Source organism: Streptacidiphilus cavernicola (assembly GCF_042510955.1).
Classification (GTDB): domain Bacteria; phylum Actinomycetota; class Actinomycetes; order Streptomycetales; family Streptomycetaceae; genus Streptacidiphilus; species Streptacidiphilus cavernicola.
On the sequence record NZ_JBHFAB010000001.1, the window covers coordinates 159,534 to 183,226 of the forward strand.

Genomic DNA, 23,693 nt, shown 5'->3' on the forward strand with positions numbered 1-23,693 from the left:
GCTTACTCCTTCTCCAGGGCCCGGGCGAAGGCCCAGGCGTCGGCGACGATGCCGTCGAGGTCGGTGCGGGTGGGGGTCCAGCCGAGCAGGGTGCGGGCGCGCTCGGCGGAGGCGACCAGCACGGCCGGGTCGCCGGGGCGGCGCTCCGCCGGGACCGCGCTGACCTCGCGGCCGGTGACCCGGCGGACCGCCTCGATCACCTCGCGGACCGAGAAGCCGCTGCCGTTGCCCAGGTTGCAGACCAGGTGCTCGCCGGGACTCGCCGCGGCCAGCGCCAGCAGGTGCGCCTCGGCCAGGTCGGCCACGTGGATGTAGTCGCGGACGCAGGTGCCGTCCGGGGTGGGGTAGTCCTCGCCGTAGACGGCGATGTGCGGGCGGCGGCCCTGCGCGGCCTGGATCACCAGCGGGATCAGGTGCGACTCCGGGTCGTGCCGCTCGCCCTGCTCCCGGTACGCCCCGGCCACGTTGAAGTACCGCAGCGAGACCGCGGCCAGGCCGTGCGCCTGCGCCTCGCCGGTGATCATGTGGTCGACGGCGAGCTTGGTCGCGCCGTAGGGGTTGGTCGGGGCGGTGCGCGAGGTCTCCTCGATCGGCACGCTCTCCGGCTCCCCGTAGACGGCGGCGGTGGAGGAGAACACCAGCCGGCCGACCCCGGCCTTGCGCATCGCGGCGAGCAGTTCCATCGACCCGGCGACGTTGTTGCGCCAGTACTTCCCCGGGTCCGCGACCGACTCGCCGACCTGCGAGCTGGCGGCGAAGTGCAGCACCCCGTCGAAGGAGCCGTCCAGCACGTCGGCGGCGTCCTGGATCCGGCCCTGGACGAAGGCCGCCCCGGCCGGGACCGAGGCGCGGTGGCCGGTGGACAGGTCGTCCAGGACCACCACCTCGTGGCCGGCCTCGACCAGGTGCGCGGCGACCACGCCGCCGACGTAGCCGGCGCCGCCGGTGACCAGGTACTTGCTCTGCGGAGTCACGGGGAGACCTCTCGTAGCCGCCGCGCCGCCTGCTCCGGCGACACGTCGTTGATGAACACGTCCATGCCGGACTCGGACCCGGCCAGGTGCTTGAGCTTCCCCACCGTACGACGGATGGTGAAGAGCTCCATGTGAAGCGCCAGTTCACCGCCTGTGCCGGGCGCGCCGGAACGGCCCGGCGCCTGGTGCCAGCCGGCGATGTACGGGGTCCGGGCGCCGCCCTCGGCGTCGAACAGCCGGTCGAAGCGTTGCAGCAGGTCGAGGTAGAGGGTGCAGAACTCGGCCCGCTCGGCCTCGTTCAGCGCGAGCAGGTCGCCGACCCTGCGGTTCGGGTAGAGGTGCACCTCGTAGGGCCAGCGCGCGGCGTAGGGGACGAAGGCGGTCCAGTGCTCACCGGCGCTGACGACCCGTCGGCCGTCGGCCCGCTCGGCGGCCAGCAGGTCGTCGAAGAGGTTGCGTCCGGTGCGCCTGCGGTGCGCGGCGGTGGCGGCGAGCATCCGCTCGGTGCGCGGGGTGACGAAGGGATAGGCGTAGATCTGGCCGTGCGGATGGCCGAGGGTCACCCCGATCTCCTTGCCGCGGTTCTCGAAGCAGAACACCTGCTCGACGCCGGGGAGCGCGGAGAGTTCGGCGGTGCGGTCGGTCCAGGCCTCCAGCACCAGGGCGACCTGGGCCGGGGTCAGGTCGGCGAAGGAGGCGTCGTGGTCCGAGGTGAAGCAGACCACCTCGCAGCGGCCCACGCCGGGACGGGCCAGCTGCGGCAGCGGGCCGCTCCGCTGCTCGCCGGGCGCGGCGTCCTGGTCCGTCACCGAGCCGGTCGCGGCGCCGGTCACGGCGCTGGTCAGCGAGGGGAAGCGGTTCTCGAAGACCACCACCTCGTAGTCGGCCGCCGGGATCTCGCTGAGCCGCCCGTCCCGGGAGGGGCAGAGCGGGCACTCGTCGGCCGGCGGGTGGTAGATCCGGCCCTGCCGGTGCGAGGCGATGGCCACCCACTCGTCCAGCAGCGGGTCGTAGCGGATCTCCGAAGCGGTGCTGGTCGCCTCCAGCGGACGCCGGTCCGGATCGTCGCGGACGAGGTCGTCGCGGGAGTCGTAGTAGATCAACTCGCGGCCGTCGGCCAACCGAGTGCTGGTCTTCTTCACTACGCGCTCCACCCTTGCCACGCTCACGCGAACCTGATGTCAACATAATCAAACACAAAAACTCATCAGTCAACAGGTTCGTATGTTCGGATCAGTGGTCGGCGGCACGCTCCAGCAGGCCGGTCCTGGCCGCGACGGCCGCGGCCTCCAGCCGGGTCCTGGCTCCGAGCTTCATCAGCACCCGCTGGACATGGGTGCGCGCGGTGCTCGGCGCGATGGCCATCCCCGCGGCGATCTCCCGGGTGTCCTGCCCGTCCGCGATCCGGATCAGCACCTGGACCTCACGGCGGGTCAGCAGCCGGAGCAGCCGCAGCGCCTCGTCGTCGGGCTCGGACACCGGGCGCAGCAGGTGCCGGAACACCGCGTGCAGCAGTTCCGGGGCCACCGCCGCCTCGCCCGCGCGGACCCGGGTCAGCGCGCGCTCGACCACCTCGATCCGCTCGTCCTGCCGGACGTAGCCGGACGCGCCCGCGCCGAACGCCGCGGCCACCCCGCCCAGCGCACCGACCGCGCCCATCACCACCACGCCGACCTCGGGGCGCTCCCGGCGGATCCGCCGCACCACCTCGAAGGCGGCCGGATCCTCCGGGTGCGCCACTCCGAGCAGGCACAGCTCAGGACGCCGGTGCAGCACCAGCTCGGCGGCGGCCGACACCGGGGTCGCCACCGCGAGCACCCGGTGGCCCCGCAGTTGCAGCGCCGCGGCCAGCGCCTCCGCCAGCAGCCGATGGTCGTCCGCCACTACGAGCCTGACGCCCACAGCGCCCCCCTGGTGGTCCGCCTGCGGTGCGCGTGCGGTCCGCACGTCGCCGCCGCAGTTCCGGTGACGCACCATCACAACGCATGACGGGTACGTACTGCCAGCACCTGGACGGGGGAATCGGGGTGGGCGAGCCGGGGCGCGCGCCGGAGAAACGCCGGAAGAACGCCGAAGGCCCTCGCCAGCGGCGAGGGCCTTCGATTCGAACGAGCCCCCATGCGGAATCGAACCGCAGACCTTCTCCTTACCATGGAGACGCTCTACCGACTGAGCTATAGGGGCGAACGAGGAAGACACTACCTGGTCATCGCCCCAAACGTAAAATCCCCCGGAGTCTGTTCGATCAGTGCCCGCCGACGATGATCCGACCGATGGCGGCGAGGCTGCGGCTACCCGGGTCGAGGTAGTGCGAGTGGGCCCCGGCGACGCCCCCGCCGGGGCCCCGGCCGCCGTCCACCGGGAGCGGGCGGGCGCCGAACGAGGGCGCGGCCGGGTTGGTCCCGAACCAGGCCGTGCCGCGCTCCTCGGCCAGTTGCTGGACCGGCATGCGCAGCGGGGGCAGGACACCGGAGAGGATCGCCCCGGCCGCGATCAGGCCGCCCTGACGGGGTGACGGCAGCAGGCTGCTGACCGGGTCCTGCGGGGCCGCGCCGACCCAGACCCGGCCCGGGGCCACGCCCAGTTCGGAGGCGTGCCGCGCGCCCGTCCCCGGGCTGCCGATCAGCACCAGGTCGTCGGCGCCGGTGCCGCCGGGGCGGCGGGCGGCCAGGCCGACCAGCAGCGAGCCGTAGCTGTGGCCGAGCGCGGTGAGGTGCGCGGGGGGCCGCGCGGGAGGCCTGGCCCCGGTCACCCGCAGCCCCCGCAGGAAGCGGTCGTAGCCGACCGCCCCGGCCGCGGCGCGGGAGTCCCCCGCCGCGGCGGACAGGCCCTGCGGGGCGTCGTAGCCGAGCCAGACCATGGCGGCGGTGGCCCCGGGGCGGGCGGACCGGTCGGCCGCGACCGCGGCGGCGTGCAGCGCCAGCGCGCGGTCGCCGTCCTTTCCGGCGACGTCGGCGAGCGTGGTGCCCATGCCGGGGACGTAGACGCAGATGTGGTCGGCGGTGTCCGGGTCACCGAAGGACAGCACGGCGCGGCCCTGGCCGGTGAGGCCGAGGGACAGCAGCAGCGCGGGCGGGGACGCGCCGTGCTGCCGGGCCAGCCGGTCGCTGATCGCCAGCAGGCCCTTGGTCGGCTCACTGTCCGCGCCGCCACCGCGGCCCTGTCCGTCGCCCACGCCGTCGGCGAGGAGGTGGTCGAGCAGGGCGCGGTTGGCGCGGTCCCGGGCGGCGGCGGGGACCCCGTCCAGGCTGCCGACCAGCTGCGGCTGATCACGCAGCAGCATCTCCCGCTGCCGTGGGTCGAGCCGCAGCCACCAGGAGTGCACCTGCGCCGGGGTGCTGTCCGGGGCCGGCAGCGAGGCCTCGACCAGCGCGGCGGCGGCGAGCAGGGTGGTCCGGGCGGCATCCGGATCCAGCCCGTCCGCGCCACCGGCCTGCGCGGCCGAACCCGCCAGGACGGCGGCACAGCGCTGATCCGTCCGCTCGGCGGCGGCCAGCGCGGCGGCCAACCGCGCGGTGAGTTGGGCGGCGTGGGCGGAGCCGGCCCCCGCCGAGGCGCCGCCGGAGCGCCCGACCACGGTGCCGCCGGTGTGAGACGCGGGCCCGGCCGTCGCCGTCGCCGGGACGACGGTGTCGCCGTGGACGGCGCAGCCGGCGGCGCGGGCCTCGGCCAGGACCGTACGGACCTCGGCGCGGGCCGCGGTCAGCTCCTCGGCGGCCTGGACCAGCAGCGAGGCCAGGGCCCGGAACTGGTCCGCCGCCGTGGTCAGCCGCTGCCGTTCCTCCTGCAGCACCAGCGCGGCGTGGTCCGCGGCGATGCCGTGCCACCCGGCGCGGCCAGGCCCGCGGGCCTCGGTGAGGGTCGCGTCGCGGTCGGCCAGGATCACCGACAGGGCGTCACACTCCTGCCCTGCGGCGGAGAGTGACACCGGGTCGACCCCGGACACCAGGGCCGCGGTCAGCGCTGTCATCGGAGCCGGTCCGACAGGCTGCGGGCCACCCCGGCGTCCACCGCGCGGTAGTTCCCGGCCGTGGCGCGCAGGTTGTCGGCGTCGCCGGCCAGCGCGGCGGACAGCGCCGCGAGGCACTGTCCCCAGCCCGCGGCGCACTCCTCCAGCGCCGCGGCGATCCGCCACCCCGGCAGCCCGCCCGCACCCGCCGCCAGCCCCACCCGGGCCCGCGCCGCCGCGGACCCGACCGCCACCGCGGCTGCGGCGAACACCCCGGCCTCGGCGTCCAGCGCCTCCGGCCGTACCAGCAAGAACCCTGCCATGCCCCCACCCCCGACTACGTCCTGTGAGCACACACGCTATAAACTCACGCACAGTCAGCAAGGCATTCGGCCGTACGTTCACCGGATGGAGTGAATCCGGGGCCGCTCAGACGTCCTCGGCCAGCTCCAGCCACTCCAGCTCCAGCTCGTCCCGCTCCTCCTTGAGCGCCCTGAGCCTGCCGTCCAGCTCCGCGACCTTGCCGAAGTCGGATGCGTTGGCGGCCAGTTGCTCGTGCAGCTTGGCCTCCTCCTTGTCCAGCTTCTGGATCTGCCGCTCGATCCGCTGGAGCTCCTTCTTCGCGGCTCGGGTGTCGCCGCCGGTCTTCTTGGCGAAGGTCGCCGCGGGCATGGCCGCCGCCGCCCGCTCGGCGATGGCGTGCCGCCGCTCCAGGTACTCGTCGACGCCCTTGGGCAGCATCCGCAGCGCCCGGTCGCCGAGCAGCGCGAACACCTGGTCGGTGGTGCGCTCGATGAAGTACCGGTCGTGGCTGACCACCACCAGCGATCCGGGCCAGCCGTCCAGCAGGTCCTCCAGCTGGCTCAGGGTCTCGATGTCCAGGTCGTTGGTCGGTTCGTCCATGAACAGCACATTGGGCTCGTCCATCAGCAGCCGCAGCAGTTGCAGCCGACGGCGCTCGCCGCCGGAGAGGTCGCCGACCGGCGTCCACTGCTTCTCCTTGCCGAAGCCGAAGGTCTCGCAGAGCTGACTGGCCGACATCTCCCGGCCCTTGCCCAGGTCCACCCGGCCGCGGACCTGCTCCACCGACTCCAGCACCCGCAGCGTCGGCGGCAGTTCGGCCACCTCCTGGGAGAGGTAGGCCAGCTTGACGGTCTTGCCGACCACCACCCGTCCGGCTGCCGGCTGCACGTCGCCCTGGCTGTCCCAGGCCGCCTGCATGGCCCGCATCAGCGAGGTCTTGCCCGCGCCGTTGACGCCGACCAGGCCGATCCGGTCGCCGGGGCCCAGGTTCCAGGTGAGGTGCTCCAGCAGCACCTTGGGCCCGGCCTGGACGGTGACGTCCTCCAGCTCGAACACGGTGCGGCCGAGCCGGGAGTTGGCGAACTTCATCAGCTCGGCCCGGTCCCGCGGCTCCGGCACGTCCGCGATCAGCTCGTTGGCCGCCTCGACCCGGAACCGCGGCTTGGAGGTACGGGCCGGGGCGCCGCGGCGCAGCCAGGCCAGCTCCTTGCGGACCAGGTTCTGCCGCTTGGTCTCCTCGGTCGCGGCGATCCGCATCCGCTCGGCGCGGGCGAAGACGTAGTCGGAGTAGCCGCCCTCGTACTCGTGCACGGTGCCGTCCTGGACGTCCCACATCCGGGTGCAGACCTGGTCCAGGAACCACCGGTCGTGGGTGACCACGACCAGCGCGGAGCGGCGCGCCCGCAGGTGGCCCGCCAGCCAGGAGATGCCCTCGACGTCGAGGTGGTTGGTGGGCTCGTCCAGGACCAGCAGGTCGGGCTCGGCGATCAGCAGCTTGGCCAGCGCGATCCGGCGGCGCTCGCCGCCGGAGAGCGGGCCGATCACGGTGTCCAGGCCCTGGGCGAAGCCGGGCAGGTCGAGGCTGCCGAACAGGCCGGTGAGCACGTCGCGGACCTTGGCGTTGCCGGCCCACTCGTGGTCGTCCATGTCCCGGATGACCTCGTGCCGGATGGTGGCCTTCGGGTCCAGGCTGTCGCTCTGGGTGAGCGCGCCGACCTGGAGCCCGCCGACGTGGGTGACCCGGCCGGAGTCGGCGTCCTCCAACTTGGCCATGATCCGGGTGAGGGTGGTCTTGCCGTCCCCGTTGCGCCCGACGACGCCGATCCGGTCGCCCTCGCTGACGCCGACGGACACCCGGTCCAGGACGGCGCGGGTGCCGTACACCTTGGTGACGGCTTCGACGGTGACGAGGTTGACTGCCACGGGTGCTGCGCTCCTGCGGGGGCTTGGGGGTGCAGGCGGACGCGCCTACCACCCCACCAGCCTAGTCGCCGCGGGACGGGCGCCGGTCCTGGCCCGGGTGCGGCCCGTCCCGGCCCGGGTGCGGCCGGACCGGGCGGTCCGTCAGACCACGACCGCGCCGGGGACCGGGCCCTCGGCGACCCGGGCGCTGCGGCAGGTGCCGGAGGCGGTGAGGGCGGCGGCCAGGGCGTCCGCGGCGGCAGCGTCCTTGGCGACGAAAGCGCAGGTGGGGCCGGAGCCGGAGACCAGCGCGCCGATCGCGCCGGCCTCGGTGCCCGCGCGCAGGGTGTCGGCGAGGGACGGGCGCAGCGAGAGCGCGGCGGCCTGGAGGTCGTTGCGCAGGGTCGCGCCGAGCGCGCCGGCGTCGCCGGTGCGCAGCGCCTCCAGCAGGGCCGGGTCGGCAGCCGGGACCGGGACGTCGGCATCGGAGGAGCCGGTGGTGAGGTCGCGCAGCCGGTCGCACTCCCCGTACACGGCGGGGGTGGAGAGCCCGCCGTCGGCGACCGCGAAGACCCAGTGGAAGCCGCCGCCGGTCGGCACCGGGGTCAGCCGCTCACCGCGGCCCTCGCCCAGGGCGACCCCGCCGAGCAGGCTGAACGGGACGTCGCTGCCCAGTTCGGCGGCGAGCTCCAGCAGCACGGCGCGGTCGGCGCCGGTCCCCCACAGCGCGTCGCAGCCGACCAGCGCGGCGGCGCCGTCCGCGCTGCCGCCGGCCATGCCGCCGGCCACCGGGATGCCCTTGTCGATGTGCAGGTGCGCCTTCGGCTCGATGCCGTGCCGCGCGGCCAGCAGCAGGGCGGCCTTGGCGGCGAGGTTGGTGGCGTCGGCCGGGACCTGCTCGGCGTCGGCGCCGGCCACGGTGATCCGGAGCCGGTCCGCGGGGGTCACCGTGACCAGGTCGTAGAGGCCCACCGCGAAGAACACGGAGGACACCCCGTGGAAGCCGTCGGCGCGCCGGCCGCCGACCGCGAGCTGGACGTTGACCTTGGCCGGGACCCGGACGGTGATGGACGACGACGGCTGCACGGCCTTGCTACTCCCAGCGCTGCGAGGTGGTGGTGCGAGGTGGTGGTGCGGCTCATTCTGCCGTATCGGCGGGGAGCGGCTTCGCCTCGGCGATCCGGGCGAACTGCTCGACCGTCAGGGTCTCGCCGCGGAGCGTGAAGTCGATGCCCGCGGCGGTCAGCGCCTGCTCGGCGGCGGCCGGGGAGCCGGCCCAGCCGGCCAGCGCGGCGCGGAGCGTCTTGCGGCGCTGGGCGAAGGCGGCGTCCACCACCGCGAAGACCTCCTGCCGGGTGGCCGTGGTCTGCGGCGGATCGTGCCGGACCAGCGACACCAGGCCGGAGTCGACGTTGGGCGCGGGCCAGAACACATTGCGGCCGATCGCACCGGCCCGCTTCACCTCGGCGTACCAGTTGGCCTTGACCGAGGGGACGCCGTACACCTTGCTGCCGGGGGCGGCGGCGAGCCGGTCGGCGACCTCGGACTGCACCATCACCAGGGTTCGCTCGATGCTGGGGAAGGTCTCCAGCATGTGCAGCAGCACCGGGACGGCGACGTTGTAGGGGAGGTTGGCGACCAGCGCGGTGGGCGGCGGGCCCGGCAGTTCGGTGACGGCCATGGCGTCGCCCTCGACCAGCGCGAAGCGGGCGGCCCGTTCGGGCGTCCGGGCGGCGACGGTGGTCGGCAGGTGCCGGGCGAGCAGCGGGTCGATCTCCACCGCGGTGACCCGGTCGGCGACCTCCAGCAGCCCGAGGGTGAGCGAGCCGAGCCCGGGGCCGACCTCCACCACCACGTCCTCCGGGCCGACCCCGGCGGCGCGGACGATCCGGCGCACGGTGTTGGCGTCGATGACGAAGTTCTGCCCGCGCTGCTTGGTCGGCCGCACCCCGAGGGCCGCGGCGAGGCCGCGGATGTCGGCCGCGCCGAGCAGCGAGCCGCCGTCGGCGGGGGCGTCGGCGGGAGCCGGGGCGTTGCCGGAGGCCGGGTCGTCACCCGAGGCGGGGGCGTCACTGAGGGCGGAGTCCTCCGCCGGGCGGGGGTCGGACGAGGGGTCGGTACTGGTGCTCACCCGGTAAGCCTACGGGTCGGGCCGCGCCCGCCGGGTCTAGCCGCCCGCGCGGCGGCCGCAGGCAGGCCAGGGGGCGGCGCCGCGCTGGTGGTAGAGCTTGCGGGCGCGGGCGGTCTGTTCGGACGGGGAGGCGTCCTGCGGGCGGCCGGTGCCGCCGAGGCTGTGCCAGGTGCCGCTGTCGAACTGGTACAGACCGCCGTAGCGCCCGCTGGGGTCGACCGCGTGCGGGTTGCCACCCGCCTCGCAGCGGGCCAGCGCGGACCAGTTCAGCTCGCCGGTGCGGGTGCCGCCGTGGCCGTCCGACCGGTCGCTGTCCCCGCGGTGCCGCCCGGTGGGCTGCGACCACTCCCCGCGCCGCTCGCTCCGCTCGGTGCTCCGCTCCGCCCGCGGCAGCGCGTGCCGGGGCGCGAGCAGCCCGCGCGAGGCCGGTTCGGCGACCCGGACCAGCGCGGGGCCCGGAGCCACCCGCGGGGTCACGTCCACCACCGTGGGCGCGTACAGCGGCACCGTCGCGACCGGTTCGGCATCCGGCTCGCTCGCGGCGAGTGGCTCGGCGTCCGGCCTGCTGTGCGCCAGGTGCTGCTGGGCGGCGAAACCCCCGGTTCCGCCGACCAGCAGGGCCAGCGCCAGTGCCCTGGGCAGCCCGCGCTGCACGCTCTGGATCCCCGCGGAAACGTTCACCCTCAAGCCCTCCGCCGACCGGTCGTCAGAAGCGGTCCGGATTCGGGCCGCCGGAACGATCAACGAGCGGACCGGCCGTTCGGTCATCCGTTCCGGAGCGAACGCGCCGTCAGTAGTCGAACGCGCGGGCGGTGTTGGCGGCGATCGCGGTCGCCATCGCGTCCTCGTCCAGGCCGCGCACGGCGGCCATCGCCCGCAACGTGACCGGGATCAGGTACGGGGCGTTGGGGCGTCCCCGGTACGGGGCCGGGGTGAGGAACGGGGCGTCGGTCTCGACCAGGACCCGGTCCAGCGGGGTGGCTGCGAGCGCGTCCCGCAGGGCCTGGTTGGCCGGGAAGGTCACCGGTCCGGCGAAGGACAGGTAGTAGCCGGCCTCGGCGCAGACCTTGGCCATCGCGGCGTCGCCGGAGTAGCAGTGGAAGACGGTGCGCTCCGGCGCGCCCTCCTCGCGGAGGATCCGCAGCACGTCGTCATGGGCGTCCCGGTCGTGGATCACCAGGGCCTTGCCGTGCTTCTTCGCCAGCGCGATGTGGCGGCGGAACGACTCCTGCTGCACCTCGACCCCCTCCGGGCCGGTGCGGAAGTAGTCGAGGCCGGTCTCGCCGACCCCGCGGACCTGCGGCAGCGCCGCCAGGGCGTCGATCTCGGCGATCGCCTCGTCCAGCGCCTTCGTCCCGCCGGGGCCCCGCTTCTGGCCGGACCAGCCGTCCGGGTCGCCGAGCACCAGCCGCGGCGCCTCGTTGGGGTGCAGCGAGACGGTGGCGTGGACCTCCGGGTGACGGGCTGCCAGCTCGGCCGCCCAGCGCGAGCCGGGCAGGTCGCAGCCCACCTGGACCACGGTGCCGACGCCCACCGAGGCGGCCTTGGCCAGGCCCTCCTCGGGGGTGCCGTCCTGCATGTCCAGGTGGGTGTGCGAGTCGGCGACCGCGACCCGCAGCGGTTCGGGCAGCGGCGGGGCGGTCTTGCGGTCCGCCTGGGACTTCTTGGACGAGGCCATGACCGGGGGTCAGACCGCTTCGACCGCGCCGCCGAAGCGGCTGCGGTAGGCGTCCAGGTCGTCCTCGGTGATCTTGGCGAAGAGCACCGGCGGGACGGTGAAGGCCGTCCCGGCCGGGACGAACGCCAGCGCGCGGGCCTCGTCGGCGTCCACCCAGCTGCGGGTGTCGTCGGCGAGCGCGAACGCGGCGCGCATCGCGGCGCTGCTGGTCGGGATGAACGGCGCGGAGACCACCGCGTAGAGGTGGATCAGGTTCATCGCGGTGCGCAGCGTCAGCGCGGCGCCGTCCAGGTCGGTCTTGGCCTCCAGCCAGGGGGCCTTGGTCTCCAGGTAGGAGTTGCCCGCGCTCCACAGCGCGCGCAGCGCCTGGGCGGCCTTGCGGAACTGCAGCGCGTCCAGCTGGGCCTGGTACTCGGCCAGCAGCTCGGCGGTCTGCTCGCCGAGCGCGCGCTCGGCCTCGCCGGCCTCGCGTCCGGCCGGGACCTCGTCGCCGAAGCGCTTGCGGGAGAAGGAGAGCACCCGGTTGACGAAGTTGCCGAGGGTGTCCGCCAGGTCCTTGTTCACCGAGGAGGCGAACAGCTCCCAGGTGAAGTTGGTGTCGTCCGACTCCGGGGCGTTGGCCATCAGGAAGTAGCGCCAGTAGTCGGCGGGCAGGATCTCCAGCGCGGCGTCGGTGAAGATGCCGCGCTGCTGGCTGGTGGAGAACTTGCCGCCGTAGTAGTTCAGCCAGTTGAAGGGCTTGAGGAAGTCGACCTTCTTCCAGGCGTCACGGGTGCCCAGCTGGGTGGCCGGGAACATGACGGAGTGGAACGGGACGTTGTCCTTGCCCATGAACTGGGTGTAGCGGACCGTGTCGTCGGCCTGGTACCACCAGGACTTCCACTCCCGCGACTCGCCGTCGGGGGCCGCGTCGGCCCACTCCTTGGTCGCGCCGATGTACTCGATCGGGGCGTCGAACCAGACGTAGAAGACCTTGCCCTCGGCGGCCAGGCCGGGCCAGGTGTCGGCCGGGACCGGGACGCCCCAGTCCAGGTCCCGGGTGATGGCCCGGTCGTGCAGGCCCTCGGTGAGCCACTTGCGGGCGATCGAGGAGGCCAGCACCGGCCAGTCCTTGCCGTGCTCGTCCACCCAGGCCTCGACCTCCTCGGCCAGCTTGGACTGCAGCAGGAACAGGTGCGCGGTCTCGCGGACCTCCAGCTCGCTGCTGCCGCTGATCGCGGAGCGCGGGTCGATCAGGTCGGTGGGGTCGAGCACCCGGGTGCAGTTCTCGCACTGGTCGCCGCGGGCCTTGTCGTAGCCGCAGTGCGGGCAGGTGCCGACGATGTAGCGGTCCGGCAGGAAGCGGCCGTCCGCGACCGAGTAGACCTGGCGGACCGAGCGCTCCTCGATGAAGCCGTTCGCCTGCAGCTGGCGGGCGATGGTCTGGGTGATCTCCCGGTTCTGCGGCGAGGAGCTGCGGCCGAAGTAGTCGAAGGAGAGGCCGAAGCCCTCGTAGATCGCCCGCTGGATGTCGTGCTGCTCGGCGCAGTAGTCGGCGACCGGGAGGCCCGCGTCCTTGGCGGCCAGCTCGGCCGGGGTGCCGTGCTCGTCGGTGGCGCAGATGTAGAGCACCTCGTCGCCGCGCAGCCGCAGGTACCTGGCGTACACGTCCGCCGGGAGCATCGACCCGACCATGTTGCCCAGGTGCTTGATCCCGTTGATGTAGGGAAGCGCGCTGGTGATCAACTGGCGGGTCATCTCGGGGATGCTCCTTGTGAAGGTGTCGAAGCGTGAGTGTCGAAACGGGGGTGTGGAACCACGGTGCTGAACCGGACCGAACCGGCTGCCGGAAGCCGAGCGTCATCCTACCGAAGGCTTCCGTCCCACTTCGCTTCGATTACGGACCGTTACGGGAGGGGCTAGGCAAGGGGAGCGCCTACGGTGTTCCCTTTGGTAGGCGGGGCTTCGACAGGGGGGAACTGTGCAGGCGTTGGAATCGGGTGACCCGCAGCAGGTGGGCGGGTACCGGCTGCTGGCCAGACTGGGCGCGGGCGGGATGGGCCGGGTCTACCTGGCCCGCTCGCGGGGCGGGCGCCGGGTGGCACTGAAAGTGATCAGGGCGGAACTGGCCGACGACCCGGACTTCCGGGCCCGATTCGCCCGCGAGGTCGCCTCCGCACGGGCGGTCGGCGGGGCGTTCACCGTCGCCGTGCTGGACGCGGACGCGCAGGCCGAGACGCCGTGGCTGGCCACCGAGTACGTCGCGGGCCCGGCGCTGAGCCAGGCCGTGCGGGAGCACGGGCCGCTGCCGGTCGAGTCGGTCCGGGCGCTGGCGGCGGGACTCGCCGAGGCGCTGGTCGCGATCCACCGGGCCGGGGTGGTCCACCGCGACCTCAAGCCGTCGAACGTGCTGCTGGCGGCGGACGGGCCGCGGGTGATCGACTTCGGCATCTCGCGGGCGGTCGAGGCCACCGAGCTGACCAGGACCGGGGTCATCGTCGGCTCCCCCGGCTTCATGTCGCCGGAGCAGATCGAGGGGTCGCCGGTGACCCCGGCGACGGACGTGTTCTCGCTGGGCGCGGTGCTGGCGTACGCGGCGAGCGGGGCCGGGCCGTTCGGCGAAGGGGCGACTCCGTCGCTGCTGTACCGGGTGGTGCACAGTGAGCCGCGGCTGGAGGCGGTGCCGGAGGAGCTGCGCGGGCTGGTCGGCGCGTGCCTGGCGAAGGACCCGTCGGCGAGGCCAGGGCCGGGGGCCCTGCTGGACCGCCTCGAAGCCGAGGAGGACGCCCGGGGCGGGGGTGGCGCGGACGCGCACGACCCGACAGCGCTGTGGCTCCCGGCGGAACTGACTGGGATGATCGCCCAGGTCGCAGCGGAACAACCGCTGAGCGGGAGCGGGGGGACTGGCGGGGGCTCGGCGGTAGGTGGCGCGGGCAGCGGGGGCTCGGCGGTGGGTTCGGCCACCGCGGACCCGCGGCTCCCCGCGTCCGCGGGGGGCGGCACGGACGCGAGGGGCGCGGGCGCGGTGGGCGGCGCGGGCGCAGGCCCGGGGAACGCTGCGGGCGGCGCGGGGGCGCCGGAGGACGCACGGCCGGATACGGGCTCGGCGGACCCGCGGGTGCAGGCGGGCTCCCCCGCGGGCGCGGGCGCGGCTGCAAGCGCAGGCACGGGCGCGGCTGCGAGCTCCGGGCCTGCGGCAGGCGTGGGGCCTGCTGTGGGTGCCGCCGGCGCCGGCGTCGGGGGCGGGGTGGCGTTTGCCACTGGGGCCGCTGAGGCTCCTGGGACCCCCGGGGCTGGTGCCGAGACTGCCGAGACCGTGCCGGTGCCGGTGGCCGGGGATGCGGCTACGCCCCCGCAGGGGTTCGGGCCTGCGGCGGCGCTTGGCGCGGCCGGGTTCGCCGCGGAGGGGGCACGCACGCCAGGCCCCGGCCGTTCCGCAACCCCGCCGACGCCCGGCCCCGGGCCTTCCGCGAACCCGCCGACGGCCGTGCCCGGCGGGTCCGTAGAAGGGTCGGCGACGTCCCGCCCCGGCGGGTCCGTGGGAGGGCCGTCGACGGCCGCGGCCGGCGGGTTCGCTGCTGAGGGGTTGTCAGGAGGGCCCGGCCCCGGCCGGAACCCTGCGGCCCCTGCCGGGCTGCGGACGACGGCGCAGGCCGCAGGCGGGCTTGCACCGCAGCGGAAGGGGCCGTTGGTGCTGGGCGCAGCCCTGCTCGTGGCCGCTGCCGTGGTGGGTGTCGTGCTGGCGAACCAGGGCAACGGCGGCTCCGGACGCCAGGGCGCGGGGCTTCCCGGCCCGACCGCGTCCGTCACCGGTCCGGGCAGCGCCGCCGCCACGCCGTCCGACAGCGCCGCCACCACGACCAGCGGCGCCTCCGCCGCGACCCCGCAGAACAGCACCGCCGCGAACACGGTCTACCTGACCGTCCCCGCGGTGACCGACCAGCCCGTGGACTACGCCAAGCAGCTGCTGACCGACCGGGGCTTCCCCGGCGGGAACATCCACGTCAGCTACCACTGCACCCAGGCCGGTCCCGGCGTGTACCGGCAGTCGCCCACCGCGGGCAGCCGGGTGTCGGTCAACACCCCCGTCACGCTGACCGCCGCCGAGGACGACTGCATCGCCTATGAGAGCTACGTCGGGCTGCCGCTGACCACCGCGCAGGCGGACCTCAAGGGCTTCAGCAACGTCACCGTGGTGCGCGCCTGCTCCGGCACGTCCCCCGTCGATACCGTGCTGGCGCAGTCCCCCGCGGCCTCGCCGGAGGCGTCGTACCCGCCGAGTCAGCCGATCACGCTCACCGTGCAGCAGGACGGCTGCGGTGGCGCCACCCCGACCGGGTCCGCCACCGCCTCGCCCTGACCCGCCTGCCCGCCCGGCGGTGGCCGTGGCCCCCGCCACTGCCACCGCCGGGCGGAGGGCCGTCAGGCCTCGGGCGTGCCGTGGTGGTTGCGGCGCAGGTGCAGGTGGAACGGCAGGTGCAGCCGGTGCTCCCGGCGCGGGCGGGCCGGGGCGTGGCTGACCTCGGTGGCCGGGGAGGCGGCCGGGACCGCCGGATGCAGCGGCGCGTGCCAGTACGAGGCGGCCTCGGCCACCCGCCCGGCCCGCATGATCCGGACGTGCTCGCCGCCGCAGCCGGGGCAGGACGGCCGGGTCAGCGGTGAGGGCACCGGGACGCCGTTGGCCCGGTAGGTCGACCTGGGCCTGCCGTCGGTGCCGGTCCCGTGTTCGATCTCGTACGCCTGTTCCCAGCCGAAGCCGCAGTTGAAGCACGCGAAGGCGTAGGCCTCGTGGATCACCGGCTCCTCCACCCGGGCGGTGGCGGCGCCGGAAGCGGCGGCAGTACGGGTGACGGGATCTCCGAAGGACTCGCTCATGACGTTCTCCCGGTGCCCTGCGGACGTTCGTCCGCCTGGGTCTTTGCTCACTCCAAGAATTACCCGACCGGATTGTGCTGGATTCAGTTCCGGAGAATTCTTGGGAGAGAGTTGGCTGTTCTTGGTGCGGGGACTACCAGAACCGGGGCCGCGCTTGATCGGCTTTTTATCGGAGCCGCATCCTGTGCGCCCTTCCCGACCCCCGCACTCCCGCCGCACGCCCCACCGCCGTCAGTGAACGCTCACTCACCCCGCGTTCTTCGCCGCCACCACCGCGTCGAACACCTCGCGCTTGGGCACCCCGGTCTCGGTCGCCACCGCCGCGATCGCCTCCTTGCGCCGCTCCCCCGCCTCCTCCCGGACCGCGACCCTCCGGGCCAGCTCCTCGGGCGTCAGCGTGGACGGGTCCAGCGGCGGTGCGCCCTGCACCACCACCGTGATCTCGCCCCGTACGCCGTCCGCCGCCCAGGCCGCCAGCTCGGCCAGCGGGCCGCGCTTCACCTCTTCATAGGTCTTGGTCAGCTCCCGGCAGACCGCCGCCGCGCGGTCGCCGCCGAAGGCCTCGGCCATGGACCGCAGCGAGTCCTCGATCCGGTGCGGGGACTCGAAGAAGACCATGGTCCGCGGCTCGGCCGCCAGCTCGCGCAGCCGGGTGCCGCGCTCGCCGCCCTTGCGCGGCAGGAAGCCCTCGAAGCAGAACCGGTCCACCGGCAGCCCGGACAGCGCCAGCGCGGTCAGCACCGCCGAGGGTCCGGGCACCGCGGTGATCCGCACCCCCTGCTCCACCGCCGCCGCGACCAGGCGGTAGCCGGGGTCGGAGACCGAGGGCATCCCGGCGTCGGTGACCAGCAGCACCCGGGCGCCGCCGAGCAGCGCCTGCACCAGCTCCGGGGTGCGGCCCACCTCGTTGCCCTCGAAGTAGGAGACGACCCGCCCCTTGGGCTGCACGCCGAGGGCGTTCGCCAGCCGCCACATCCGCCGGGTGTCCTCAGCAGCCACGACGTCGGCGGCGAGGAGTTCCTCGGCGAGCCGCGGCGGCGCGTCGGAGACCTCGCCGATGGGGGTTCCAGCCAATACGAGTAGACCTGTCACCCGCTCATCCTCCCAGGATGGCGAGGTCGCCGTACCACTGACAGGCGCGACCCCTACGATGCACGGGTGAGCGGTGACAGGGCGACTTCGGCAGCGCCGGGCGACGACGGCGCAGATCTTCTGACGGGCGAGCGGGACCACCCCGCCGAGCCGTCGTCCAACCCCGGCGCGGACGGCCCCGGCGCGGGCGGCTTCGACCCGGACGGGCTCGAAGCCGCCGGGGCCAGCCCGTTCCGGCGCGGCACCCGGCCGCGACCGGCCAGCGCCTGGCAGCAGCGGCTGGCCCGGCTCGGCTACCGTGCGCCCGACACCCGGCCGCTGCGCGAGCGCCTGGTGCCGCCGATGCCGGACGGCAAGGGGATCTCCACCGGCGAGCCGTCGCCCGTGCTGGAACGGTTCGGCATCCACGTCCCGGCCGGGCTGTGGTTCTGGCTGTGCCGCTGGTCGGGGTGGCTCGGGCCGCTCGCGGTGACCCTGTTCGGCGCGATCCTGGTGTTCACCCACCTCGGCACGCCGCACGACATCATCTTCGACGAGACGTACTACGCCAAGGACTCCTGGGCGATCTGGCACTACGGCTTCGAGGTCAACTGGCCGGACACCACCAACGCCGCGATCCTGGCCAACCCGCACCACATCCCCGCGCCGACCGGGCCCGCCTTCATCGCGCACCCCCCGGCCGGCAAGTGGGTCATCGGCCTCGGCGAGATGGTCTTCGGGCTGACCCCGTTCGGCTGGCGCTTCATGGTCGCGCTGCTGGGCAGCCTGGCCGTGCTGATGGTCTGTCGGATCGGTCGGCGGATGTTCCGCTCGACCCTGATCGGCTGCGTCGCCGGGCTGCTGATGTGCGTCGACGGGCTGCACTTCGTGATGAGCCGGACCGGGCTGCTCGACCTGGTGGTGATGTTCTGGGCGCTGGCCGCCTTCGGGCTGCTGGTGCTCGACCGGGACCGGGCCAGGGCCCGGCTCGCCGACGCAATCGGCGCGACCGTCGACAACCCGGACCCGGCGCCGGACCACGAACTGGCCTCCCGCGCGTGGCTGGGCTGGCGCCCGCTGCGACTGCTGGCCGGGATCTGCCTCGGGATCTGCTGCGCGACCAAGTGGAACGGCCTGGACTTCCTGGCCGTGTTCGGCCTGCTGACCGTGTTCTGGGACGCGGGTGCGCGAAAGACCGCGGGCGCCCGGCACCCCTATCTGACCGCCGTGCTCAAGGACGGCATCTGGGCGGTCTTCTGCATCGTCGTGGTCGGCTTCCTGACCTACCTGGCGTCCTGGTCCGGCTGGCTGTTCAGCAACGCCACGGTCGGCGGCACCACCGGCGCCTACGACCGGCACTGGGCCGACAACCGGGCCGGGCTCTCCCCGGACAGCTGGACCACGGTGGGCCTGCACCACCTGCCGCAGGTCAGCATGACCTGGGTGCCCGCGCGGCTGCGCAGCCTGTGGCACTACCACGCCGAGATCTGGCACTTCAACACCACGCTGACCTCGCCGCACATCTACCAGTCCAACCCGTGGAGCTGGCTGGTCACCGCGCGGCCGGTGTCCTTCTACTACCCGGGCGGGCTGAAGCCGTCCCAGTGCGGCGGCGCCGCGCAGTGCTCCAGCGAGGTGCTGGCCCTGGGCACCCCGCTGCTGTGGTGGGCGGCCTGCTTCGCCGTGCTCTACGCGCTGTACCGGTGGATCTTCGCCCGGGACTGGCGGGCCGCCGCGATCTGCTGCGGCATCGCCGCCGGCTACGTCCCCTGGTTCCAGTGGCAGCAGCGGACGATCTTCTACTTCTACTCGATCGACTTCGAGCCGTACCTCTGCCTGGCGCTGGCGCTGATGATCGGCTCGATCCTCGGCAAGGCGACGGCCTCGCGGGACCGGCGGCTGTTCGGAGCCATCGGAGCGGGCGTGCTGGTCGTCGCCATCATGGCGACATTCCTCTATTTCCTGCCCATCTACGACGCCCAGATCACGACCTACCAACAATGGAACGACAGAATGTGGTGGTCCACCTGGATCTGATCGTACGGACCCGTACGATCCCGGGGACGGCAATCACGTCCTTGTCCAGCCCAACGGGGGATCCATGAACCGCGGCGTCAAAGCCGGCATAGCCACCGTCTGCGTCGCCCTGCTCGGCGCAGGCGGCTACGGGGCGTACAACTTCGTGCACGCCGTCAGCGGCGTGGTCGGTGGAGGCGGCACCCCGGCCGCGGCGGCGACGGAGATCTCGACCGCGGCCCCGAGCAGTGCGGACGCGCTGAAGCGGGCGCAGTCGTTCCTCGACAGCTGGCACTCGGGCCCGACCCACTACACCGGCGCGGCGAGCCAGACCAACGACCCGGTGGACGCGCAGACCGCGCTCACCGGCTACGGCAACGGTCTGAAGCTGACCTCGGTGGCCTTCGGCGCGGTCACCGCGTCGCCCACACCGACCTCGGTGAACTCCACGTCCGGGATGGTTCCGGCGACGAAGGTGAGCTTCACCGTCACCGCGAAGGTCGACGGCGGCACCTGGACCTACCCCAGCTCGCTCAATGTGCTGCAGACCGTCGGCGGCACCACCGCGGTGGACTGGTCGTCGGCCGTGCTCTACCCGAAGCTGCCGCAGGGCGACAGCCTGGTCGCCGGGCCGCTGACGGCGGGCGACGCGGCGGTGGAGGTGGTGGACCAGCACGGGGTCGAGCTGACGGCGGCGAAGTACCCCTCGCTGACGGACATCATCAGCCATCTGCAGACCACCTACGCGAGCCGGGCGACCGGCGGCGGCAAGGGTGCGACCGGAACCGGCGTGGACATCGTGGACGCGTCCGGGAGCCACGTCGGCAACGCGGTGGTGTTCAAGACGGCGGGTGCGGCGAAGCTCTACACCACCATCGACGCCACGGTCCAGGGCGAGGCCGAGCGCGCGGTCAAGGACAGTCACATCACCGGCAAGTCGGTGGGAGTCGTCGCCATCGACCACGCCACCGGCGGGATCCGGGCAGTGGCCTTCAGCGGCACCGACGGGGACATCGCCTTCGAGGGCAAGAGCGCGCCGGGCTCGACCATGAAGATCGTCACCGCGGCCACGCTGATCGACCAGGGCGGGATGGGTCCGGGCACCGCCACCACCTGCACGCCTACCCTGCCGGTCAACGGCAAGCTGTTCCACAACATGGACGGCGAGGGTGACAACTCCGGCTCCACCATGGAGAAGGCCTTCGAGGAGTCCTGCAACACCGCCTTCATCCACATGATGGACAACGCCTCCTTCGGCAACAGCCCGCAGGGGTTCACCGCACAGAGCCGGGAGGCCGCCAACGTCTTCGGCCTCGGCGACTGGAGCGTCGGCTACCCCACGACGAACCCGGCAGTGCCCCAGGCGACCGGGGACAGCATCGGCGACCAGCGGATCGCCCGCGCCGCCAACGCCATCGGCCAGGGCGACGTGGCGGCGAACCCGCTGGTCATGGCGTCGATAGGAGCGACCGTCGCACACGGCGGCTTCAAGCAGCCGGTGCTGCTGAGCAGCCTGCCCCAGGCCCCGGCGGCGACGCCGATCTCCCAGCGGACGGCCGCCGACCTGCGGCAGATGATGGTCGCCACCGCCGCGTACGGCACCGCGGCACCGCGGCTGGCGGGCATGGGCAGCTCCGTCGGCGCGAAGACCGGCACCGCCGAGGTCGACGGCACGAAGCCGAACGGCTGGTTCGTCGCCTACGACAGCACCCTGTCGGTCGCGGCCGAGGTCATCGGCGCCGACACCGGCGCCGACACCGCGGGCTGGGTGGTGTCGGACATTCTCAAGCACAAGTAACGGGACCTATCAATTCAGGCACTTCGGAATTCGATTGGCCAACGGCCGGGCGAACAGCCGATAATGCGCCGTGAAAGCGACCGGCGGAAACGGGAATCAACCGTCCGTTGACCGCCGAACAGTCGCAGAATCATCGCACCCGTGCCCAAGGAGACCGCATGTCCCGATTCACCCGCCCTCGGGCGCTTTTCGCCGGCGCCGTCCTGGTCGGCGGCGTCCTCCTGGGCGCCGCCCCCGCCGACGCCGCCACTGCCCCGGTCTGCGGCAGCGCCTGCTTCCTGGACGCCCGCACCGGTGCGCACACCGGCTACGACCGCATCGTCTTCGACGTCACCAAGCTGCCCACCCTCAAGAGCTCCACGACGTCGACCACCGGCGCCTACGACTACACCGACAACGGCACCCGGTATCCCACCATCACCGGCTCCAACTACCTGTTTCTCAACTTCACCGGCGCGAGCGAATACGCCGACAACGGGGCACTCACCTATACGACCCCCACGCCCGAGAGCATCAGCCTTCCCTCGCTCAAGGGCGTGCAGGTCGTCTACGGATTCGAGGGTGACCTGAGTTTCGCGCTCACCCTCGGTTCGTACTCCAGCTACCAGATATCCACGCTGACGGCGCCGAACCGGGTCGTCATCGACGTCTACCACTGACAGCGCCGGGCGCTTGGCGGGCGCTGTCGGTCAGGTCGCGGATCCGGCGGCGGCGCCCGTCGCCAGGTCCGCGCCCCAGCGGGTGAGGGCGGCGTCCAGGTCGAGCCGCTCCAGGCCGCCGCCGTCCGTCGGCCACCCCTCGCGGGGGACCCGCCACATCACCTCGAACTCGATGCCGTCGGGGTCCTTGGCGTAGAAGGACTTGCTGACGCCGTGATCGGTGGCGCCGACCAGCGAGCCGCGCCGCTGCAGCTCGGCGCCGATCCCGGCCAGCTCGCCGAGCGTGCCGACCTCCCAGGCCAGGTGGTAGAGGCCGACCTGGCCCTGCACCGGCCCTGCCGCCCGCTCGCCGACCGAGAACAGGCCGAGGTCATGGTCGTTCAGCGTGCCGGGGGCACGCAGGAAGGCGGCGCGGTCGCCCATCTCGACGGCGACCTCGAAGCCGAAGACGCCGGTGTAGAAGCCGACCGAGCGGGGGACGTCGCGTACGTAGAGCACAGCGTGGTTGAGACGGCGGACGGACATGGGGCGCTCCTCGGGTCGGTCGGCGGGTGCTGCGGCGGCCGTAGCGCCGCCACTCCTCCACAACTTACCTTCCCAGGAAACTATTCCCGGACAGCACCGCCCGCCCGGCCCTCGCCACCGCCCGGCGCGGCAGCGGGAACCGGCCCAGGGCCGGGAGCAACGCGGGCACGCGGGGCGGCGTGGGCGCGGGCGCGGCAGCGCGGGTCGGCGCAGGCGCGCGGGTCGGCGTGGCGGTGGGTGCGACGGCGGGCGCGGGCGGGGGTGTCGGCGTTGGGCGGACGGTGGCGAGGCGGGGCCAGAGGAGGAGCAGGGCCGGGAGTTCGAGGTAGCCGAAGCGGCCGGCCGGGGCGAGCAGGAAGGCGATGCCGACCCCGACCGCCAGTCGGTCTGCGGCCTGGACCGCGGTCCGCGGGGGCCGGAGCAGGATCCAGGCGGTCACCGCCGCCCCGCCGAGGCCCAGCAGGACGAACGAGGCGATCCGGCCGTCGCCGCCCAACTCGGCCAGCAGATGGCCGGGCAGCGGACTGTCGGCCGGGGTGCGCATGGGCGAGAGCCCGAGCGGGAAGCGGATCACCTGCTCGACCACGGCCCCTGGGCTGAGCAGCGCGAACGGTGCGATCAGCGCGGCGCCGAGGCCCAGCGCGACCACAGCGCAGCGCAGCGCCGCGCGGCGGCCGTACAGCTGGTGCAGCAGCAGCGCGGCGACCGGGAGGGCGGGCCAGGCGGTCCACTTGATCGCGCAGGCCAGGGCCAGCACCAGACCCGCCCTGGCGGCGTGGCCGCGTCCGGCCAGGGCGAGGGCCAGGCAGCAGCAGCCGATCAGCGGCAGGTCCACCCCGCCGGTGACGGCGACCAGGGCGATCAGCGGCGAGGCGGTGACGGCGGCGAAGGCAGTACCCCACCCCCGACCCGGCTCCGCCACGGACCCGCGCCACACCGCGGACCCGTCCGCACAGGACCCACGCGAACGCCCCGCGCCAGCCCCGCGCCTCACCGAAGCCCCGCGCCCCACCCCAGACCCGCGCTCCACACCGGCCCCGCGCGAACGCCCCATCCCAGACCCGCGCTCCACACCGGCCCCGCGCGAACGCCCCATCGCAGACTCCCGCTCCACCCCGACCCGCCGCGCCCCGCGGGCGTTCCCCCGCGCCCCGCGGGCACCCCCCCGCGGCTGCAGCAGCCGCCAGGTCGCGATCAGGCAGGCGGCGAACGCGGCCAGGAACCAGATCCGGGCGTCGCCGACCAGCCGCAGCGCCGTGACGTGGTCGCCGAGCAGCGCCCTGGGCAGTCCGAACAGGGCCATCGCCGGTAGGTAGGGGTCGTAGCCGATGACCTGGTGCGGGTCGGCCAGGTAGGGGGTGCCGGTGTGCAGCAGCCGGACCGCGGAGTTCTGCACCACCAGCACCTCGGACTGCGACCAGCTCCGCGCGACCAGCACGGCCAGCGGTACCGCCACCGCGCCGAGCAGGGCCAGCGCGGTGGAGACCCGGGCCACGCGGTGCCGCGGCAGCAACCCGGCGGCGGCCAGCGCCAGCAGGTAGCCGATCGCGGCGATGCCGCCCCAGACCCGCTGCGGCATGAGCCCGGAGGCCAGCGGGAAGCAGCCGGCCCAGACCGCGCAGCCGAGCCAGCCGAGGACCCAGGGGCGGCGGCCCGACGTCCACCGGCGCAGGCGCGGTTGGGAGCGGGCGGGGAGGAGTCGGGCGGCGGCGGGGACGGGGCGTTCGGTACGCGTCGGGACCTGCGTCGTCGTCACGTTGCCCAAGCCTAGGAAGCCGGGAGCTGACCTGTCGTCACGCCACAGGGTGGACCGGGCATCACCCTGCAGGGTGG

General features: G+C 73.9%; 18 protein-coding genes, 1 tRNA gene and 1 pseudogene. 4 read left to right on the top strand and 16 right to left on the bottom strand.

Annotated elements, in window-relative coordinates:
• Positions 1-2 precede the first annotated feature (2 nt).
• From galE to metG, 12 genes and pseudogenes are all read right to left on the bottom strand, one after another.
• Entirely contained in the window at positions 3-974 is a 972-nt protein-coding gene (gene galE, locus ACEZDE_RS00730) for a UDP-glucose 4-epimerase GalE (protein ID WP_380530428.1), read from the bottom strand.
• Positions 971-2,116, bottom strand: a complete 1,146-nt coding sequence (gene galT, locus ACEZDE_RS00735; RefSeq protein ID WP_380530431.1) for a galactose-1-phosphate uridylyltransferase — start codon at positions 2,114-2,116, stop codon at positions 971-973. The genes galE and galT overlap by 4 nt, the downstream gene beginning before the upstream one ends.
• A 91-nt stretch (positions 2,117-2,207) precedes the next feature.
• On the bottom strand, positions 2,208-2,858 hold the full coding sequence (locus ACEZDE_RS00740) for a response regulator transcription factor (protein WP_380530433.1): 651 nt from the start codon (positions 2,856-2,858) through the stop codon (positions 2,208-2,210).
• Between the two features lie 227 nt (positions 2,859-3,085).
• A tRNA-Thr gene (locus ACEZDE_RS00745) sits at positions 3,086-3,158 on the bottom strand.
• Positions 3,159-3,219: 61 nt separating this feature from the next.
• A complete protein-coding gene (locus ACEZDE_RS00750; RefSeq protein ID WP_380530436.1) occupies positions 3,220-4,944 on the bottom strand; it encodes an alpha/beta hydrolase in 1,725 nt (574 codons plus the stop codon).
• Positions 4,941-5,246 carry a type VII secretion target gene (locus tag ACEZDE_RS00755; RefSeq protein WP_380530439.1) on the bottom strand — a complete coding sequence of 102 codons (306 nt, stop codon included), beginning with the start codon at positions 5,244-5,246 and terminating at the stop codon, positions 4,941-4,943. The genes ACEZDE_RS00750 and ACEZDE_RS00755 overlap by 4 nt, the downstream gene beginning before the upstream one ends.
• A 106-nt stretch (positions 5,247-5,352) precedes the next feature.
• Complete coding sequence (locus ACEZDE_RS00760; RefSeq protein WP_380530442.1) at positions 5,353-7,149, bottom strand: ABC-F family ATP-binding cassette domain-containing protein; 1,797 nt, start codon at positions 7,147-7,149, stop codon at positions 5,353-5,355.
• A gap of 141 nt (positions 7,150-7,290) precedes the next feature.
• Positions 7,291-8,214: a 4-(cytidine 5'-diphospho)-2-C-methyl-D-erythritol kinase gene (locus ACEZDE_RS00765; protein ID WP_380530445.1), complete on the bottom strand. Its 924-nt coding sequence runs from the start codon at positions 8,212-8,214 to the stop codon at positions 7,291-7,293.
• 52 nt (positions 8,215-8,266) lie between these two features.
• Positions 8,267-9,121 (bottom strand): 16S rRNA (adenine(1518)-N(6)/adenine(1519)-N(6))-dimethyltransferase RsmA, encoded by an 855-nt coding sequence (gene rsmA / locus ACEZDE_RS00770; RefSeq protein WP_380531163.1) that lies wholly within the window; start codon positions 9,119-9,121, stop codon positions 8,267-8,269.
• Between the two features lie 174 nt (positions 9,122-9,295).
• Positions 9,296-9,529 (bottom strand): annotated as a pseudogene (locus tag ACEZDE_RS00775) (transglycosylase family protein); the annotation flags it as partial.
• A 520-nt stretch (positions 9,530-10,049) separates the two neighbouring features.
• Positions 10,050-10,937, bottom strand: a complete 888-nt coding sequence (locus ACEZDE_RS00780) for a TatD family hydrolase (protein WP_380530448.1) — start codon at positions 10,935-10,937, stop codon at positions 10,050-10,052.
• A 9-nt stretch (positions 10,938-10,946) separates the two neighbouring features.
• Positions 10,947-12,674 carry a methionine--tRNA ligase gene (metG, locus tag ACEZDE_RS00785; protein WP_380530450.1) on the bottom strand — a complete coding sequence of 576 codons (1,728 nt, stop codon included), beginning with the start codon at positions 12,672-12,674 and terminating at the stop codon, positions 10,947-10,949.
• A gap of 223 nt (positions 12,675-12,897) precedes the next feature.
• Between metG and ACEZDE_RS00790 the strand changes: the two genes are divergently transcribed.
• The gene (locus tag ACEZDE_RS00790; protein WP_380530452.1) at positions 12,898-15,276 is read left to right on the top strand and encodes a serine/threonine protein kinase; all 2,379 of its coding nucleotides are present in this window, start codon (positions 12,898-12,900) and stop codon (positions 15,274-15,276) included.
• 62 nt (positions 15,277-15,338) lie between these two features.
• On the opposite strand, the gene ACEZDE_RS00795 is transcribed toward ACEZDE_RS00790, so the two are convergent.
• Complete coding sequence (locus ACEZDE_RS00795; protein ID WP_380530455.1) at positions 15,339-15,791, bottom strand: hypothetical protein; 453 nt, start codon at positions 15,789-15,791, stop codon at positions 15,339-15,341.
• Positions 15,792-16,037: 246 nt separating this feature from the next.
• On the bottom strand, positions 16,038-16,883 hold the full coding sequence (gene rsmI / locus ACEZDE_RS00800) for a 16S rRNA (cytidine(1402)-2'-O)-methyltransferase (protein WP_380530458.1): 846 nt from the start codon (positions 16,881-16,883) through the stop codon (positions 16,038-16,040).
• 66 nt (positions 16,884-16,949) lie between these two features.
• On the opposite strand from rsmI, the gene ACEZDE_RS00805 reads away from it, so the two are divergent.
• The 3 genes from ACEZDE_RS00805 to ACEZDE_RS00815 all read left to right on the top strand — a co-directional run bounded on the left by ACEZDE_RS00805 (position 16,950) and on the right by ACEZDE_RS00815 (position 21,335).
• Positions 16,950-18,899 carry a dolichyl-phosphate-mannose--protein mannosyltransferase gene (locus ACEZDE_RS00805; protein ID WP_380530461.1) on the top strand — a complete coding sequence of 650 codons (1,950 nt, stop codon included), beginning with the start codon at positions 16,950-16,952 and terminating at the stop codon, positions 18,897-18,899.
• Between the two features lie 64 nt (positions 18,900-18,963).
• Positions 18,964-20,676: a penicillin-binding transpeptidase domain-containing protein gene (locus tag ACEZDE_RS00810; RefSeq protein WP_380530463.1), complete on the top strand. Its 1,713-nt coding sequence runs from the start codon at positions 18,964-18,966 to the stop codon at positions 20,674-20,676.
• 158 nt (positions 20,677-20,834) lie between these two features.
• A complete protein-coding gene (locus tag ACEZDE_RS00815) occupies positions 20,835-21,335 on the top strand; it encodes an AMIN-like domain-containing (lipo)protein (RefSeq protein WP_380530466.1) in 501 nt (166 codons plus the stop codon).
• Positions 21,336-21,365: 30 nt separating this feature from the next.
• Here ACEZDE_RS00815 and ACEZDE_RS00820 read toward each other — a convergent pair whose 3' ends face one another.
• Both ACEZDE_RS00820 and ACEZDE_RS00825 read right to left on the bottom strand, forming a co-directional pair.
• Complete coding sequence (locus ACEZDE_RS00820) at positions 21,366-21,860, bottom strand: VOC family protein (RefSeq protein ID WP_380530469.1); 495 nt, start codon at positions 21,858-21,860, stop codon at positions 21,366-21,368.
• Positions 21,861-21,924: 64 nt separating this feature from the next.
• Positions 21,925-23,616 (bottom strand): glycosyltransferase 87 family protein, encoded by a 1,692-nt coding sequence (locus ACEZDE_RS00825; protein ID WP_380530472.1) that lies wholly within the window; start codon positions 23,614-23,616, stop codon positions 21,925-21,927.
• Between the last annotated feature and the right edge of the window lie 77 nt (positions 23,617-23,693).